The organism is Paenibacillus enshidis (assembly GCF_042136365.1).
Classification (GTDB): domain Bacteria; phylum Bacillota; class Bacilli; order Paenibacillales; family Paenibacillaceae; genus Paenibacillus; species Paenibacillus enshidis.
Genome location: NZ_JBHHMI010000003.1, coordinates 12,808 through 28,610 on the forward strand (window position 1 = coordinate 12,808; position 15,803 = coordinate 28,610).

At 49.3% G+C, this 15,803-nt stretch carries 11 protein-coding genes and 1 pseudogene; 10 read left to right on the plus strand and 2 right to left on the minus strand.

Features of this window, described 5'->3' with window-relative positions:
* Positions 1-172: 172 nt before the first annotated feature.
* The 7 genes from ACE41H_RS04520 to ACE41H_RS04550 all read left to right on the plus strand — a co-directional run bounded on the left by ACE41H_RS04520 (position 173) and on the right by ACE41H_RS04550 (position 9,681).
* Positions 173-1,480 carry an extracellular solute-binding protein gene (locus ACE41H_RS04520; RefSeq protein WP_375353620.1) on the plus strand — a complete coding sequence of 436 codons (1,308 nt, stop codon included), beginning with the start codon at positions 173-175 and terminating at the stop codon, positions 1,478-1,480.
* Between the two features lies 1 nt (position 1,481).
* Positions 1,482-3,284: a cache domain-containing sensor histidine kinase gene (locus ACE41H_RS04525; RefSeq protein WP_375353621.1), complete on the plus strand. Its 1,803-nt coding sequence runs from the start codon at positions 1,482-1,484 to the stop codon at positions 3,282-3,284.
* Positions 3,285-3,287: 3 nt separating this feature from the next.
* Entirely contained in the window at positions 3,288-4,385 is a 1,098-nt protein-coding gene (locus ACE41H_RS04530) for a response regulator transcription factor (protein WP_375353622.1), read from the plus strand.
* Positions 4,386-4,480: 95 nt separating this feature from the next.
* The gene (locus ACE41H_RS04535) at positions 4,481-5,776 is read left to right on the plus strand and encodes an ABC transporter substrate-binding protein (RefSeq protein ID WP_375353623.1); all 1,296 of its coding nucleotides are present in this window, start codon (positions 4,481-4,483) and stop codon (positions 5,774-5,776) included.
* 84 nt (positions 5,777-5,860) lie between these two features.
* Positions 5,861-6,745, plus strand: a complete 885-nt coding sequence (locus ACE41H_RS04540; RefSeq protein ID WP_375353624.1) for a carbohydrate ABC transporter permease — start codon at positions 5,861-5,863, stop codon at positions 6,743-6,745.
* A gap of 22 nt (positions 6,746-6,767) precedes the next feature.
* Positions 6,768-7,580 (plus strand): carbohydrate ABC transporter permease, encoded by an 813-nt coding sequence (locus ACE41H_RS04545; protein WP_375353625.1) that lies wholly within the window; start codon positions 6,768-6,770, stop codon positions 7,578-7,580.
* Positions 7,581-7,914: 334 nt separating this feature from the next.
* Complete coding sequence (locus ACE41H_RS04550; protein WP_375353626.1) at positions 7,915-9,681, plus strand: glycoside hydrolase family 2 protein; 1,767 nt, start codon at positions 7,915-7,917, stop codon at positions 9,679-9,681.
* 58 nt (positions 9,682-9,739) lie between these two features.
* Here the strand turns inward: ACE41H_RS04550 and ACE41H_RS04555 are convergent, their stop codons facing one another.
* The gene (locus ACE41H_RS04555) at positions 9,740-10,618 is read right to left on the minus strand and encodes an ADP-ribosylglycohydrolase family protein (RefSeq protein ID WP_375353627.1); all 879 of its coding nucleotides are present in this window, start codon (positions 10,616-10,618) and stop codon (positions 9,740-9,742) included.
* Positions 10,619-10,796: 178 nt separating this feature from the next.
* Positions 10,797-11,739 (minus strand): annotated as a pseudogene (locus ACE41H_RS04560) (tyrosine-protein phosphatase).
* Between the two features lie 141 nt (positions 11,740-11,880).
* On the opposite strand from ACE41H_RS04560, the gene ACE41H_RS04565 reads away from it, so the two are divergent.
* The 3 genes from ACE41H_RS04565 to ACE41H_RS04575 all read left to right on the plus strand — a co-directional run bounded on the left by ACE41H_RS04565 (position 11,881) and on the right by ACE41H_RS04575 (position 15,732).
* The gene (locus ACE41H_RS04565) at positions 11,881-12,057 is read left to right on the plus strand and encodes a hypothetical protein (RefSeq protein ID WP_375353628.1); all 177 of its coding nucleotides are present in this window, start codon (positions 11,881-11,883) and stop codon (positions 12,055-12,057) included.
* Positions 12,058-12,852: 795 nt separating this feature from the next.
* Positions 12,853-13,686 (plus strand): BglG family transcription antiterminator LicT, encoded by an 834-nt coding sequence (licT, locus tag ACE41H_RS04570; protein ID WP_375353629.1) that lies wholly within the window; start codon positions 12,853-12,855, stop codon positions 13,684-13,686.
* Positions 13,687-13,836: 150 nt separating this feature from the next.
* Positions 13,837-15,732 (plus strand): beta-glucoside-specific PTS transporter subunit IIABC, encoded by a 1,896-nt coding sequence (locus tag ACE41H_RS04575; RefSeq protein ID WP_375353630.1) that lies wholly within the window; start codon positions 13,837-13,839, stop codon positions 15,730-15,732.
* The last annotated feature ends 71 nt before the right edge of the window (positions 15,733-15,803 follow it).

The following is a 15,803-nucleotide window of genomic DNA, read 5'->3' on the forward strand; positions in this document are numbered from 1 at the left end:
AATAAAGCTATCCTAAATGGATTTTTATAAAAAGGTCATATTTTTTGAAGCTGTGGGACATTTTTTTGGATGTGACGGGGATGGCAGCGGCATCCGTTTACAGAAGAAAGAAGAGAGAGTACATTAAATGTGAGCCAAGGAAAAAAGTAATGCCGGAAAGGAATGTAAGCGCATGCAATTCTATCGGATGGTCGTTGTAAAAATCGCAGCTTTTTTAATAGCGTCAATCTGTGCAGGATTAGCTGCAGGATGCGCGAACACTCCGGTTGAGAAGACAGATGGGGAAAAGAAGTCTGTTAGTCCTGTTACTATCGAGTTTTGGACACCGTTCAGCGGCGGGGACAGCTCTTATATGAATGAACTCGTCCAGCGCTACAACAAGGAAAATAAAGACGGAATTAAGGTCGTGATGAAAAATAACAAATCAGATGACTATTATATCAAGCTGTCCACGGCCATCGTCACCGAGGAGGGGCCCGACGTCGCCGTGGTGCATGCCTCCAAATTTGCACAATACGTGCCGGCAGGATTTCTGACGCCCATCGACGTAACGGATGCCGGGGCTCATATCCCGTGGGAGCAATATAATCCGGATATCGTGGAGCGGACGGCGGTCGGGGAACGCCATTATGCCATACCTCTTGATACCCACTTTACCGTTTTATACTACAACAAAAAATGGCTTGCAGCAGCCGGGCTGCTGCAAGATGGAAAAGTGATGATGGACCCGGGAGAAGATGGGTTCATGCAATTTCTGACTGCTCTGCGAGACCATATTCCGCCGGATGTTGCTCCGCTTGCCGTGCCCGATGTGCGGATTGATTCACTTTGGTTATGGTGGTCGCTGTATTCGCAGATGGACGGCGGCGGCGGTTTATATAGTGCGGACGAACATAAAGCCCGGGTGAACATGGCAGCTGCGGCCCAATCCTTGCATTTTGTAGCTTCCCTGTATGAAAGCCAGCTGATTCCGCCGGATATTTCCGATGCGGGCAGCCGCTTTATCAGCGGCAAAGCAGCCGTATTATGGTCAGGCACATGGTCCATAGGCTCATTCGAGAAGCTGGATGACCTGGATTTTGGCGTCATGCCCCTGCCGCAAATCTATGACAGACCCGGTACCTGGGGGGACGCCCATACCTTGGCCTTTCCATTCCACAGTGATACAGATCCGGCCAAGATGGAGGCTGCCGTCTGTTTTGCGGAATGGTTGTCCGATCAGGGGCAGGTGTGGGCACAGGCGGGCCACATTCCGGCTGAGCGGAACGCGCTGAATTCCGCGGCTTTTAAGGTGCTGCCCTACCGTTCGGATTATGCCGGTGCGGAAGAGGATGTGCGGTTTTTCCCAAGCCATCCGAAGCAGGGGGAAATCAACGATGCGCTGGTTTCCGAGCTGGAGAAGATTTGGCATGGCCAACAGACTGCAGATGACATGCTAAAACGTCTTGAGCCGCTGATCGACAGCATCCTGGGTGAATGAGATGAAAAAAAGAGCGTGGATGCGGCGGCTGATAGGCAAAAGACTTGCCGCCAAGCTGATCGTCGTCAACGTCCTTTTGATCACATTGGCTTTGACGATTGCCTCCATCATGGGTTATAAGGACTTTTCACAATCCATGCAGCGAAATGTCGGCAAATACCAGGCGGATGTGGTGCAGGGCCTTACAGCCAACATTGATGTATATATGAACGAGTTGAACCTGTTATCGGCGACGCCCTATCAGTCTTCCGAGATTATGGCCTATCTCGAGCAGCGAAGAGAAGGCGGACAGGTGCTAAGCTATGAGGAGAAGCAGAGGGTCAGTGGCTTCATGCGCAAAACGATGGCGAACGGCCGTGTAGACGTGGCAGGCATCACCTTGTACAGCTATCGCGGCCCTTCGTACAGGGAAATGGAGGACAGCCCCGGCCGGTTTATTACGGATTACGATGACAAGGAGATGTTCCTTCTTGCGGCACAGAGCGGGAAAGCCTATTTCAGAGGCCCGCACCCCCTCCATTCTTACTCTGGAGCGACCTATGAGGTGTTTTCGGTGGTCCGAAGAATTTCCAGTCTGGAAAGCGGAGGAATTCTGGGCTATTTCGTGATTGATGTGCCCCTTGCGTCCCTGACTCAGCGCATCGCGGGTTTGTCACAGCAAGGAAGCAAGCTGTTATGGATCGTTGACCAGACCGGACAGGACGTATATTACAGCGGTTCTTCGGCCTCGGCCAGAAATGAGGGGGAAGCAAGCAACTATCATGGAGAGGGCACCCTGACGATAGGAAAGGGGGTTGATGCCGATCTGCTGACCTATTATACGTCGCCGGTGACGGACTGGACCGTGATCCAGGCTGTTCCGCTGTCCGTACTGCTCAAAGATACGATGGTTATGAAAAACAAGACGATAGGGCTTGGTCTGTTCTGTCTCATGCTGGGAGCCGTTGTATCGGTATGGATATCATTGCGGATCACACGCCCTTTGCGCCTGCTGAGCAGTTCAATGAAAAAGGTGGAGCGTGGAGAGTTTGATGCGGCCATTCCAGTCGTGTCCGGGGATGAGGTCGGTCATCTCAGCCGCACCTTCAATGTGATGGTATCCAGACTTGAGACGTTAACCTACAGGCTGTATGAAACGGAAATCAGAGAGAAAAATGCCGAGATTGCCGCCCTGCAGAGCCAGATCAACCCGCATTTTCTGTACAATACGCTCGGATCTATCAGTCTGCACGCGGAGCTGCAGGATAACCGGGAGGTGGTGCAGATGACGAATCATTTGAGCGCATTGCTGCGCTACAGCATGAATGGCGGCAACAGCGAGGTCCGGCTGCAGCAGGAGCTTGAGCATATTCAAGGATATCTGGAAATCCAGCAAATTCGCTTCGAAGACAGGCTTATGTACCAGCTGAATGTGGAGCCTGAGCTGCTGGATGCGAGGATCGTTCGCCTTACCTTACAACCTATTGTGGAAAATTCCATTATTCACGGACTGGAAAAGGGGCGTGGTGATGTGCATATTGAGGTGAACGGCCGCAAGCTCGGCACAAGCATCTGTATTGAAATCACCGACAACGGGCCGGGAATGGCCAGGGAACAGCTCGAGCTGCAGATGAGCAACATGGAGGAAGGAATCATTCCCGGGTCCCCAGGAGGGCACGGTCTCGTGAATGTCCACCGTCGTCTGGTGCTCCGTTATGGAGCCGGATACGGGCTCCAACTGGAGAGTTCACCGGGCGAGGGGATGAAGGTAAAGGTGAACCTCCCGTCCGGAGCGACAGAAAACAAGTTACCGAGAGGGGAATAACATATGCCAACCATGATGATTGTCGATGACGAATCCATCTTCCGCAAAGGAATTGCCCATCTGGTCAATGGTTTTGATCTGGACTGGGAAGTGGTGGGGGAAGCCCGTGACGGGCTTGAGGCCTTGGAACAGGTGCAGCGGCTGCGGCCCGACCTGGTCATTACCGACATCCGCATGCCGCGGATGGACGGATTGGAGCTGCAGTCCGCTCTCGCTGAGAAAGCCCCGGATACGAAGTGTATTGTGCTTAGCGGTTATAATGATTTCAAATATGTACAGACTTCCATCCGGACAGGAGTACGGGATTATCTGCTGAAGCCGATCAACAAGGATGAGCTGTATCAGACCCTGGAACGGATGCTGGGTGAGTGGCGGCAAAGCCGGCGTGAAACGGATAAGGAATCGGTGCAGGCGGAGCTAGCCCTGCTCTCCCGTCTGACGGACGGGGGCAACCGTGTGCTGGCGTATGGAGAAGCCGCAGCGAATCCATCAGCAGTCCAGTCCGCGAAGAATTGGGATATTCCAGAGCTGATGATTGCGGAGGGCAATGCTGCGGTGCTGCGGCAGCATATTTGCAAGACTCTTCTTCAATGCTATGAAATGGCCGTTAACCGTGGCGTTGTGCAGGAATGGCTGGGCAACCGGGATATGATCAAAGTGCTGGAAGAAGCGTTATCCATCACTTCGCGTACAGAGCTCACCGGTTATTGCGAGCAGATGGTGCTTTCCCTGTCCGCCATTCTGCACGAGCAGGGGAGAGACCATGTCACACACGCCGTTGACAAGGTAGTGGCGTACATCGAAGCCCATTACGCCGAGCCTGTTACGCTCAGCATGATGGCCGACATGGTCTATTTGAATGCCTCATACTTGAGCAGCTTGTTCAAGGCCCGGCTCGGCCGCTCATTTGTGGAAGTACTGACCCGCAGACGCATCCGCGAGGCCTGCCACAGACTGGCACATACCGGCGAGAAGATCGTTCTTATTGCCGAAAGAACCGGATTTGCGAATCTCCGCCACTTCAATCGTGTATTCAAGACGGAGACCGGGCGCACGCCCAAGCAGTACCGTGAAGAGATGCAGAATAAAAACATGGCCTAAATATATGTCTACAGGTTCAAAAGAAGCGTCATGGGCGTGTGGTCCTCCTTCCTTTAAGCTATACATGTAAACGCAACCAACAAGGAGGTCTACTGATGAGAAAGACAAAAATCATCAAACTGTCCGCGCTTCTTCTGTCTTTTATGCTGATCTTATCTGCCTGTGCTGCAGAGAGCAGCACCGCGCCTGAAGGCGCTGGCGAAGGCAGCGGCGGAGAAAAAACCAAAATCACCTTCTGGACGCCATTCAGCGGCGGTGACGGCGAGTTTATGACCGCGATGATCGAGAAGTTCAATGCGGAAAGCACCGACATCAAGGTCGAACAGCTGAGCAACCGCTCGGAGGATTACTACACCAAGCTGCAGACCGCGCTCGCTTCCGACCAGGGGCCGGATGTGGCTGTCCTGCACTCCTCCAGAATGCCGCAGTACGTGCCTTCCGGTTATATGACCGAACTCGACGGTCTTGCGTCGGAAGCAGGCGTCAATTGGGATGATTTCAATCCGACCATTCTGGAATCCACCATTTATGACGGCAAGCATTATTCCATCCCGCTGGATACACATGCCATTGTCATGTATTACAACAAGAAATATCTCGAGGAAGCCGGTGTGCTGAAGGACGGCAAGCCGGTATATGAGCCATCGCCAGAGGGCTTCACCAAATTCCTGACTGCTATTAAAGATGCTGTTCCGGCAGATGTTGCACCTCTGGCCCAGCCGAATGTGCGCATTGACTCCTACTGGATGTTCTGGGGCTTCTACAACCAGCTGACAGACGGAGGTAAGTTCTATGATGCGAATGGCAAAGCGGAATTGAACAATCCGCAGGCGCTGCAGGCACTGGAATATGTCAACAGCCTCTATTCCTCCAAGCTGATTCCGCCCAACATCAACGATGCGGTAAAAATGTTCCAGGATCAAAAAGCGGCCGTATTGATCACCGGTGTCTGGAGCACAGGCTCTTTCGAAAATATTGACGGACTTGATTTCGGGGTCGTGCCGATGCCGCAAATTTATGACCAGCCTGCGACATGGGGCGATTCGCATACGCTGGCACTGCCGAAGCACAGCAAGGAAGATCCGGCGAAGCAGAAGGCAGCGCTTGTATTTGCCAACTGGCTCGCCCAGAACGGAGAAATGTGGGCCAAGGCGGGTCATATTCCGAGCGTAACGAAGGTGCTGGACTCCGAGGCCTTTAAAGCGATGGACTACCGCAGCGACTATGCGGAATCCGCCGATTTCGTTAAATACTGGCCACGCCACGAAAAGCAGGGCCAGGTGAACGACAATGTCGTCAAGGAATTTGAAAAAATGATGATGGGTCAGCAGGACCCTGCCACCACCTTGCAAAAAGCGGACGAAGTCATCAACAAAACAACGGGCAAGTGACGATGAAGGCCGGATCCGGAACCGACAAGGATCCGGCTTCTTCTCCTCTTTATGCAGACCTACCGGAAAGGAGAATAAGACATCATGCGTGTAAAATCGCTTGAAAGGCAAGGTTGGGCGGCAGGACTTCTGATGGTACTTCCTTATACACTGTTTTTTTTGGTATTTTCGCTGTTTCCCATTTTGTTCGGCTTGCGCATCAGCTTCTATGACTGGTCCTTGTTGGGAGATAAAACCTTTATCGGACTTGAGAATTACACCAATCTGTTAAGGGACGAGGAGTTCCGCAGCAATCTCCTGAATACGGTCCTGTTTACAGTCATCAGTGTGCCGCTGATCAGCGGAGCGGGGCTGCTGGCGGCTGTGCTTGTTCATCAGGTCAGAAGGGGGCAATCGTTTCTGCGGATATCGGTATTCATGCCGTATGTGCTGTCCGTATCCGTCATCTCCAGCATCTGGGTCATTTTTCTGCAGCCCTACAGCGGTTTGCTGAATCAGGTGCTTAAGGGGTTACGCATAATCAGCGCGGATATTTACTGGATTTCAGATCCGCAGCTTGCGTGGGTGTCCATTATTTTGGCTACCCTTTGGTGGACCGTCGGTTTTGTGTTTGTCCTCTTTCTCGCGGGACTGCAGGATATCCCCTCCTCCTATTATGAAGCGAGTCAGATCGAAGGAGCCTCCCGCTGGCAGACATTCCAGTACATTACATTTCCGTCCTTGTCCAAGGTCATCGTGTTGGTCATTGTGCTGCAGACGATCGCTTCCTTCAAAATTTTCGGTCAATCGAAGCTCATCACAGGCGGCGGACCGGCTGGAGCGACCAAAACGGTGGTGTTTTCCATTTACGAGAACGGCTTTCAGACGTTTGAGATGGGTTATGCCTCAGCCATTGCCTTTGTACTGATGATCGTGATTCTGGTCATTTCACTGCTGCAGACTCTGCTGCTGCGCAGATTGGACCGCTAGGAAGGAGAGAGGAGTAATGACGATGGACCGGTTGTATTATGTTTTTATCCGTGTGCTTGCCCTGCTGCTGGCCGTCCTGTTTTTGGTGCCGATCGTGTGGATGCTGCTGCTGTCGTTTATGCCTGAGGGACAGAATGTTTTCGGGGGCGGAGCGTTGCATTTTACATTGGATAATTATAAAAAAGTGCTGAGTCTTGCCCCCATTTTCGGCTGGATGGGGAACAGCATCATTGTCTCCACTGTCACGACGGTACTGGTGCTGTTGTTCTCTTCCATGGCTGCTTATGCCTTTTCACGCATCCGCTTTCCGGGCAGCAAGCTGCTGTTCTTACTGTTTCTGTCCGGCATGATGATTCCAGCGGAAGCGACGCTCATTCCCCTTTATTTGCTCATGCGTGATTTCGGGCTGCTGGGAACGCGCACATCGCTCGTGCTGCCGGCCGTTGCGGGCCCGATGGGGATTTTTATTCTGAAGCAGTTTTTTGACGGATTGCCAAAGGATCTGGAGGAGGCTGCACGTATGGACGGTGCCGGCTTTTTCAAAATCTGGTACAGCATTTTTCTGCCTCTGTCCAGGCCGGCTCTCGCCGCCCTTGGCATCTTCACGTTTATCGGCGCCTGGAACGATTTTGTGTGGCCGCTCATTTCCATCTCAGACAAAGCGTATATGACGATAACGCTCGGACTGCCCATGTTCCAGAGCTCGTATGTGCAGCAGTATGCCCTGCCGATGACAGCGAACGCCCTTGCCGCCATTCCGGTGCTGGTTGTGTTCCTTATTTTTCAAAAGCAGATTATTAAGGGTATTGCTTTTACCGGCGGCAAAGAGATGTAGCGATTAGCCCAGACGGTGCAAGGGGTCATCCTAACGGACTGTAATGCCGCTATTTAGGCGAAATCATCATTTGTGGAACATTAACGGACCCCATAGCCCTTATTTAGTATTTAAACGCAGTTTTCAGGCTGTTTTCGGGTAAATAAGATCTCTCCAGTCCGTTAGGACATTGAAATTCCGCCTTTTGGGGTAAATAAGAGCGCTCTGGTCCGTTAGCGGAAACGATGACGATTACTCATTCCAATGGCCAGTCGTCAAGCACCGATTTTCGGGTTGAGCCATCATCACTATAAGATTTCGCATGTAAAAATTCACATAGAAAGAGGAGAGAGCAATGAGTACCCAGCCAAGACCGGAATATCCGCGTCCGCAGTTCGCACGACAAGAGTGGTTAAATCTGAACGGGGAATGGGAATTTGCATTTGATGATGAGCTACGGGGTGACCGTGAGCGATGGTATGAGCCGGAGAACAGTGCAGCTTTCGATAAAAAAATTCAGGTTCCCTTTGCTTTTCAAAGCAAGCTGAGTGGGATCGGAGATCCGGACTTTCACGACCTGGTATGGTACCGCAAGCAGCTGACGCTGCCTGTGGAATGGAAGTCCAAGCGTATCCTGCTGCATTTTGGCGCTGTGGATTATTCCGCATCGGTATGGGTGAACGGCCGCTGGGCCGTGTCCCATGAAGGGGGGCACACTCCTTTTGAAGCAGACATCACCGATTTGCTTGCAAACGGAGAAAATACGATTGTAGTCCGCGTTGAGGATTTCAGCCGTGATGTAACGTTGCCGCGGGGCAAGCAGTATTGGAAGCAGGATTCGGCAAGCATCTTTTATACACGCACCACAGGCATCTGGCAGACTGTTTGGCTTGAGCCGGTCGATGAAGTGCGCCTGAACAGAGTGAAATTTACGCCGGATATCGACCGCAATGACATCCAAATCCGTATGTTTTATACGGCAGCAGCTGCAGAGCGCAAGGTGAGGGTGCGCATGACCATTTCCTTTGCAGGTGAGGCCGTATCAGAAGAGGAATTTACGGTCCGGCATACGGAAGAGGTGCGCACCGTCGGCCTGCATGACTTCAATGATCATGGACTGGGCCGCTGGTGGACCCCGGAGAAACCGAATTTGTACGACATCACTTTTGAGCTGTTGGACGGGGAGGAAGTTGCAGATACCGTGACCTCCTATTTCGGCATGCGCAAGGTTACGGTTGAAAATGGGCAGCTTCATCTGAACAACCGGCCTTATTTCCTGAGACTGGTGCTGGATCAAGGGTATTTCCCGGAAGGAATCTTGACGGCGCCTTCCGATGAAGCGCTCCTGCGCGATATTGAGCTGACGCAGGAGATGGGCTTCAACGGCGTGCGTAAACATCAGAAAACAGAGGATTCGCGCTTCCTGTACTGGTGCGACCGGAAAGGGCTGCTCGTCTGGGGCGAGGCGGCGAACGCCTATAATTATTCGGAAGAATATGTCCGCAAATTTACGAAGGAATGGCAGGAAATCATCGATCGCGACTACAATCATCCCTCCATTATCGTGTGGGTTCCGCTCAACGAAAGCTGGGGTATTCCGAACGCCCAGGTTGACGAGCGGCAGCAGCAGTATGGATTGACGATGTATCATTTGACCAAATCACTCGATGCGACCCGGCCTGTCATTTACAATGACGGCTGGGAAATGATGAGGACAGATATCGTGGCGATCCATGATTACGAATGGAGAGAGAAAGTGCTGACAGAGCGCTACGCATCGGTAGGGAGTTCGGTAAGCTCGCTGCCCGGCAGAAGACGCATTTTTGTGGGCGGAGCCGGATATGAGGGGCAGCCAATCATGATTACCGAGTTTGGCGGCATTGCCTATAAGAAAAGCGACTGGGACGGCTGGGGATATTCCGGCGCAAAGGACGACGAGGATTATCTGCAACGGCTGCAGGCTGTGATCCGGCCTATGTACATATCTCCTGTGATAGAGGGCTTCTGTTATACGCAGCTGACAGATGTGGAGCAGGAAATCAACGGTCTGCTGACCTATGACCGGGTACCAAAGGTGCCGCTGGCTGATATTCGTAAAATTGTTTGTCCAGAAGCTTACTAAGCCGCGCTTGCGTTTTCCTAAGTTAAAGAAGCAGCTCTTGGTGGCTGCTTCTTTGGCTTCATGAAGTTCTTAGCACATATAGCTGCGAAATCACCCGGTCGAGCCTTTCCTTGATAAGGATCGCTTCCGCATATCGGGCAGGTATGCCCTCGTATCCGTAATGTATACCTGCCAGTCCGCCAGCGATAGCGCCAATCGTATCGGAGTCTTCTCCCAGATTAGCCGCCTGCTGTACGACCTCTGCAAAATCCTGCGCATGGAGCAAAATATGCAGTACCCAACGGAAGGTATGTACCACAAAGCCGTTCGGCGGGCAATCCGGCTGTGCTTCAATGATATCTTCGTATTCACTTCCCGCCACCTCAGCCAGGATGGCTGCTCTTATGTTTTCGCCTTCCAAAAGGCGGTAGGCCATTCGGTTGTACATGACGCAGACTTCGGCGCACCTTGGATCGTAATGCGTCATTCGTGACTGCAGGACCGTCACTTGCTCCATTGCCGCCGGGTCCTTGTAAGCCATGACTGCCGGCAGGCATCGCATGAGGGAGCCATTGCCGCCGCTTTGCCCCAAATCCATGTGCGCAATAAAGGCAGCTTCGAACCAGTCTCCCTCGTACCTTTGAAAAACCTGACGGATGATATTGCCTATGTCTTTGGGCTGCGATTGGTACCATTCCATAAAAAAACGCCCGATTGCATCCATCGGCTCCACAGGATTGTCGAGAATCCCTTCCGCCACGCAAAGTGTCATCATCGTATCGTCGGTCACTTCCCCCGGCTGCAAGTGCCACACCCCGCCGCCGATGATCTCTGTCAAATAGCCATGCTTCGCCTCTATCTCCCGCGTGCTCATAAACTCGGTCGTTCCGCCAAGAGCGTCGCCCACAGCCACTCCGTACAGCCCGCCCTTAATGCGGTCCATTAAGTTGATCTCCATGCCAACACCTCTTTTTCTTTTAACTCTGTTAGATATCATTTCACTGGCTTTTACTCTACAAAACAAAAGACGCTTATCGCTTTTCGAGATACTATTATCTTACTTTAATTCATGTAGATTTTGGAATAGAGAAACCCCTGGGCAGTCTTCTTACAAGAGTTCCAGGGGCTGTTGACAATTAGACCAGATATTTATGCTGCAATACCGCTCTTTCATCCGCTGTGATGCCAAGTCCATCATGAAGATACCGGTCAAAGGAGCCGTAAGCTTCATCGATAGCTTCCAGCGAAGCCTGAATAAAGGCTGCTTTCATCAGCTCGGGAATTTCGTCGTCAAGATCGGGCATAATCCCGATATACTTGCCTCTATCCTTTAAGAAGCGCTGCATCAATCCGCCCACAGCCAGGTTGGTGAGCTCATAATCCTCAATGACAACGTCCTGCGGCACAATGGAATAACGCAGTATCACGCCCTTCGACTAACAGCTCGCGCAATATTAAAGCACATTTCTCTGTGTTCAGAATCATGGCTTTGTAACCAGCATTCAAATCCAATCCGGTGACTCGTTGCATTTCTTCCGGGTTAGCTTCAGCCATAAACGGAATGTTGGTATTGACCGCTTTGCCGATGGCTGGAGAAGGACGATCCACGACTTCAAAATCGCTGCGCAGATCACAGATCCAATCAATCCCCAGTGTATCCGCCGCCTGTATATCCCGCTGGCTCAGCTCATGAAGGTCGGCCGAGCGAAGCAGTGTCCCCCAGCGCACTGTACGCCCATCCCGGGTTGCGTAACCTCCCATGTCGCGAAAATTGATGATACCATCGGTACAGATCATCCGATCCGTTACGGTGGACACCAAGCCGTCTGTGAATTTTACATGATAATAATTGCGTCCATGAGATAACGGCCTCGTAAAAGATGCGCCACCCGGCTGAATTTGGGTATCCAGTAGCACGCTCTGGCTCTCATCAAATTCAGGTTGAGCGGAATGATAGACAGCAGCAATTTCGATATCGGCTGCAGTGTTCCACTGAAGGGTAATCAGGTTATTTTCGCTATACTTGGCCTGCACCAAGGGGCCTTGTTGTAATACAGGCTGTGAAGGTTGTGTTGACATGAGTAGCACTCCTATAAGTAATTTTTCAGTTTCATTTTGTACCTATCAGTTTCATTTTGTACCTATTAGATACATATTCCACACTGAACACCATAATGAAAATCACGAGCCACCTTTGATTCATTTAAGGATAAGCTGTGCATGTACTCCATGGTTCGGTTCAAGCTGACTCCGCATATCAAACATTACAGTGCGATTGGAGTCAATGGAGACATTCTTGCAGCTCTGGAGCGGAAAGACTACCGTGCAGCACAGGAGGTTGTCCTGTCGATGACTCGTTTCTCCAAGGAGAGAATGCTTGCTTTTGGACAGTTCTGATTGAGGCGGGAAGCGTAAGAGATCACGAATACATTCGGCATCAGGCTTGGGTGTGCAATCGTGGCCTTTTCTTTTCAGTTATGAGGGGAGGATCATTATGATTAAACCGAAAAAAATTATACCTGGCTCTAAAATCGCAGTCATATCTCCATCGAGCGGATAAAGTCCCTATCGTCGTTGACTTTGATTCCAGTCATACCGATCCCAAGCTCATTCTGCCGCTTGGCGGGAGAGTGGAACTGCGTCCCGGGACAAATGAAATTATCCTTTTGGATAGTCCGTGTACTGAATAATTCTTGCTAAGTTAAATATGAACGTCTTTTTAATGGGCGGTCTAATCACGATATTTCATTAGCGAAAGATTGCCTAGCTTTTTGAAATGTCCCTGCTTGTAATAAATCATGTATTCTTCTATCTTCTTAAAGTGCACCCCTATAATTGACATTGGACCCCCCTGGGTCAACCGATATAAGGGGTGTATTTTTCATGGAAACTAAAGCAAAAATGTATATCCTGATTGTCGAACTCTACATGCATTAATTTCCAATGTTCTTCCAGTTGGAGTGTTACTTTGAACAATTCGTAAATCATGGACCTACTATAGCGACGAAGCCCAATTATTGAAATCATTTTTCACTTGAAAACGCTCTCCGCCTCTTATATAATGTACTTACAATTTATATTAGGGTTGTTACTGCATTGCAGGCAAAGCCTAAACCAATCCGTGCTAGATTATATTTAGTTATGGATTAGTTTAGGCTTTTTTTTAGCAAAAAATATAAAGTGGGCGAACTCATGAGGATAAAAAAAATATTTAACAATAATGTTGCATTGGTTGAAGGACCTAATCGATCTGAGATCATTGTTATTGGAAAGGGGCTGGCCTATCAGAAAACTCCAGGTGAAGATATTGATCCATTAAAAATTGAGAAGACTTTTGTGATGGAGACCAAAGAATTATCTGAACGGCTATCTGCTTTACTTAGTGAGATTCCTCCCAAGCATCTAGAATTGACAGATCAGATCATCCGTTATGCAAAAAAAGATCTAAAGACCTCCTTTAGCAATAATATCTACCTGGCTCTTACAGATCATATTAGTTATGCAATCACTCGCTATTCACAGGGATTAAGTCTTAAGAATGCGCTGCTCTGGGAGATACAGAAATTCTATCCAAAAGAATATCACACGGCAATGCATGCTTTAGAGTTAATTGAAAAGGAAACAGGGGTCAAATTGCCTGTAGATGAAGCCGGTTTTATCGCAATGCATTTTGTGAATGGACAGCAGGATGGCCAGGAAATGGAACAAACCTTAATGGTAACCCAGATGGTTCAAGAAATACTTAATATAGTAACTCTCCACTATGGAATTAAGTTGGACGAAGAATCGTTAAATTATAGCCGCTTTGTGACTCACTTGAAATATTTTTCGTATCGCACGATGCGTCATGAATCCATTCCTTCAGAGGATGACGAGCTGTACGAACAGGTTAGTGCCAAGTATCCCGAAGCTTTCGCCTGCAGTGAGAAGGTAAGGGCTTATTTAAAGGATAAGTATCAAGTTGAGACAACCAATGGTGAAATGGTCTATTTCATGCTCCATATTAGGCGAGTGACCAGCAGATAATTAGCCTATAACAATAAATTACAGGGTTGTTACCATGAGTTGGGCAAAGCCTGGATAAGTGATAAGTGTACTGGTTCGTCCAGTGTGCTTTGTCACCTGTTCAGGCTTTTTTATTTCATATACAAGAACAGTCTAGAGGAGAGAGCGCAAATGAAATACGAAAATTTAGCCAAGGATATTGTGCAGAATATTGGGGGAGAGGAGAATATAACGAATCTGATCCATTGTGCAACCCGTTTGAGATTTAATTTGAAAGATAATCGATTACCCGATAAAGAGAAGCTGAAAAGCTTAGAGGGTGTCCTGTCAGTCGTAGAAAGTGGTGGTCAATTCCAAGTGGTTATTGGCAATGATGTTGCACACGTATATCAAGAGATTGTGAAAACCACTAAATTTGGAACAGGAAATTCTGTATCAGCGGATGCAGATCAACCTAAGGAGAAGATTCTGTCCAGAATTTTTGCGGTGATTTCCGGAAGCCTCTCTCCCCTTTTGCCTGCAATGGCCGGAGCAGGGATACTAAAAGCCTTTTTAACCCTGTTTACAACCTTTGGATGGGTATCTGCGGAAAGTGGGACCTACCTCATTCTGGCTGCAGCAGCTAATGCTGTTTTCTATTTCCTGCCTATATTTCTGGGCGTCACTGCAGCGACCAAATTTGGAGCCAATCCTTATGTAGGTGGAGTTATCGGTGCGGCATTAATGGAACCTAACTTTACGGGATTATTAGCTAACGGAGATACGCCCTCCTTTCTAGGCATCCCTGTAGTCTTGATGGATTACTCATCAACCGTCTTTCCGGTATTCATAGCAATTTGGATTTTCTCTTACGTGGAGAAATATCTAAAGAAAATCATCCATAAAGAGCTTCAAACGTTCTTGGTTCCATTGTTGTCTTTAGCCTTTATTGTACCACTTACTGCGATGATCTTCGGTCCGTTTGGTGTATATATCGGAAATGCGATAGCGGATGCCATCAATTACCTTATGGGAATAAGTGGGCTATTAACTGGTGCTGTTATTGGCGGGTTAATCTTCTTCCTTGTTGTATTTGGTCTTCATTGGGGCATTATTCCCATCGTGCTGGCAAATCTGACGAAGGGAACCGATCCAATCCTTGCGATGTGGGCAGCTTCTAACTTTGCAATGGCTGGGGTGGCACTGGGAGTATTCCTGAAATCCAGAGAAAAGACTCTGAAATCAATTGCTGGCTCCTCTACGTTAAGTCTGTTGTTAGCGGGTGTTTCTGAGCCCACTGTCTATGGTATCTTACTGCGCTATAAGCGCACAATACCATATGTTATTATTGCTGGAGCTATTGGAGGAGCGATTAACGGAGGATTCCATACGTATGCTACAGCATTTGTTTTCCAGAATATTTTCTCGATCGGTGCATTTGAACCTGTTAGTTATTATTTAATCGGCATTGCCGCTGCTATGGGCATCGGTTTGGTTCTGACGGTTCTTTTCGGATACCAGGACAAAAAAGCTGTTTCAGTGACTGAGGCAAGTGCTGAAGCTCCTGCTGTAGAAGTACAAGCTGTTCCAGCGAAAGCAAGTTCAAACCCTACAGGGGGGGCGCCGATCTTGAGGAAAGAGGTGCTTCTTAGCCCATTAACTGGAGCTGTGAAATCCTTGACTGAGGTTCCTGATCCTGCTTTTGCAGAAGGTGCTATGGGGAAAGGGGTTGCCATTGTTCCAAGTGTTGGCCAAGCCGTATCGCCAGTGAACGGTACGATTGGTACCATCCTTAAGTCAGGTCATGCTGTAATTCTGCTATCTGAGAGTGGTGCGGCAATACTTATTCACATTGGAATCAATACGGTGCAATTAAAAGGACAGTATTTCACCCCTCGGGTTAAGGTAGGCGATCAGGTCCGTGAAGGGGATCTGTTGATTGAGTTTGATCTGGAGAAAATTAAGGAAGCCGGTTACAATCCGATCACTCCAATTATTATCTCAAATACTGGTGATTACTTGGATGTAATTGAAACAACAAGCTCATCGGTTACTGCCCAAGATAAGTTGCTGACGCTTGTTGTCTAAGTAGGCAGAATAGAGCTGCGGCCTGGCGCCAATGAAATTATTCTTTTGGACAGCCCGTTTCTTGAATAATA

Bases quoted from the DNA above. Each gene is read 5' to 3' on its own strand.
- ACE41H_RS04520 (WP_375353620.1), top strand. From the start codon at position 173: ATGCAATTCTATCGGATGGTCGTTGTAAAAATCGCAGCTTTTTTAATA.
- ACE41H_RS04525 (WP_375353621.1), top strand. From the start codon at position 1,482: ATGAAAAAAAGAGCGTGGATGCGGCGGCTGATAGGCAAAAGACTTGCC.
- ACE41H_RS04530 (WP_375353622.1), top strand. From the start codon at position 3,288: ATGCCAACCATGATGATTGTCGATGACGAATCCATCTTCCGCAAAGGA.
- ACE41H_RS04535 (WP_375353623.1), top strand. From the start codon at position 4,481: ATGAGAAAGACAAAAATCATCAAACTGTCCGCGCTTCTTCTGTCTTTT.
- ACE41H_RS04540 (WP_375353624.1), top strand. From the start codon at position 5,861: ATGCGTGTAAAATCGCTTGAAAGGCAAGGTTGGGCGGCAGGACTTCTG.
- ACE41H_RS04545 (WP_375353625.1), top strand. From the start codon at position 6,768: ATGGACCGGTTGTATTATGTTTTTATCCGTGTGCTTGCCCTGCTGCTG.
- ACE41H_RS04550 (WP_375353626.1), top strand. From the start codon at position 7,915: ATGAGTACCCAGCCAAGACCGGAATATCCGCGTCCGCAGTTCGCACGA.
- ACE41H_RS04555 (WP_375353627.1), bottom strand. From the start codon at position 10,618: ATGGAGATCAACTTAATGGACCGCATTAAGGGCGGGCTGTACGGAGTG.
- ACE41H_RS04565 (WP_375353628.1), top strand. From the start codon at position 11,881: ATGTACTCCATGGTTCGGTTCAAGCTGACTCCGCATATCAAACATTAC.
- licT (WP_375353629.1), top strand. From the start codon at position 12,853: ATGAGGATAAAAAAAATATTTAACAATAATGTTGCATTGGTTGAAGGA.
- ACE41H_RS04575 (WP_375353630.1), top strand. From the start codon at position 13,837: ATGAAATACGAAAATTTAGCCAAGGATATTGTGCAGAATATTGGGGGA.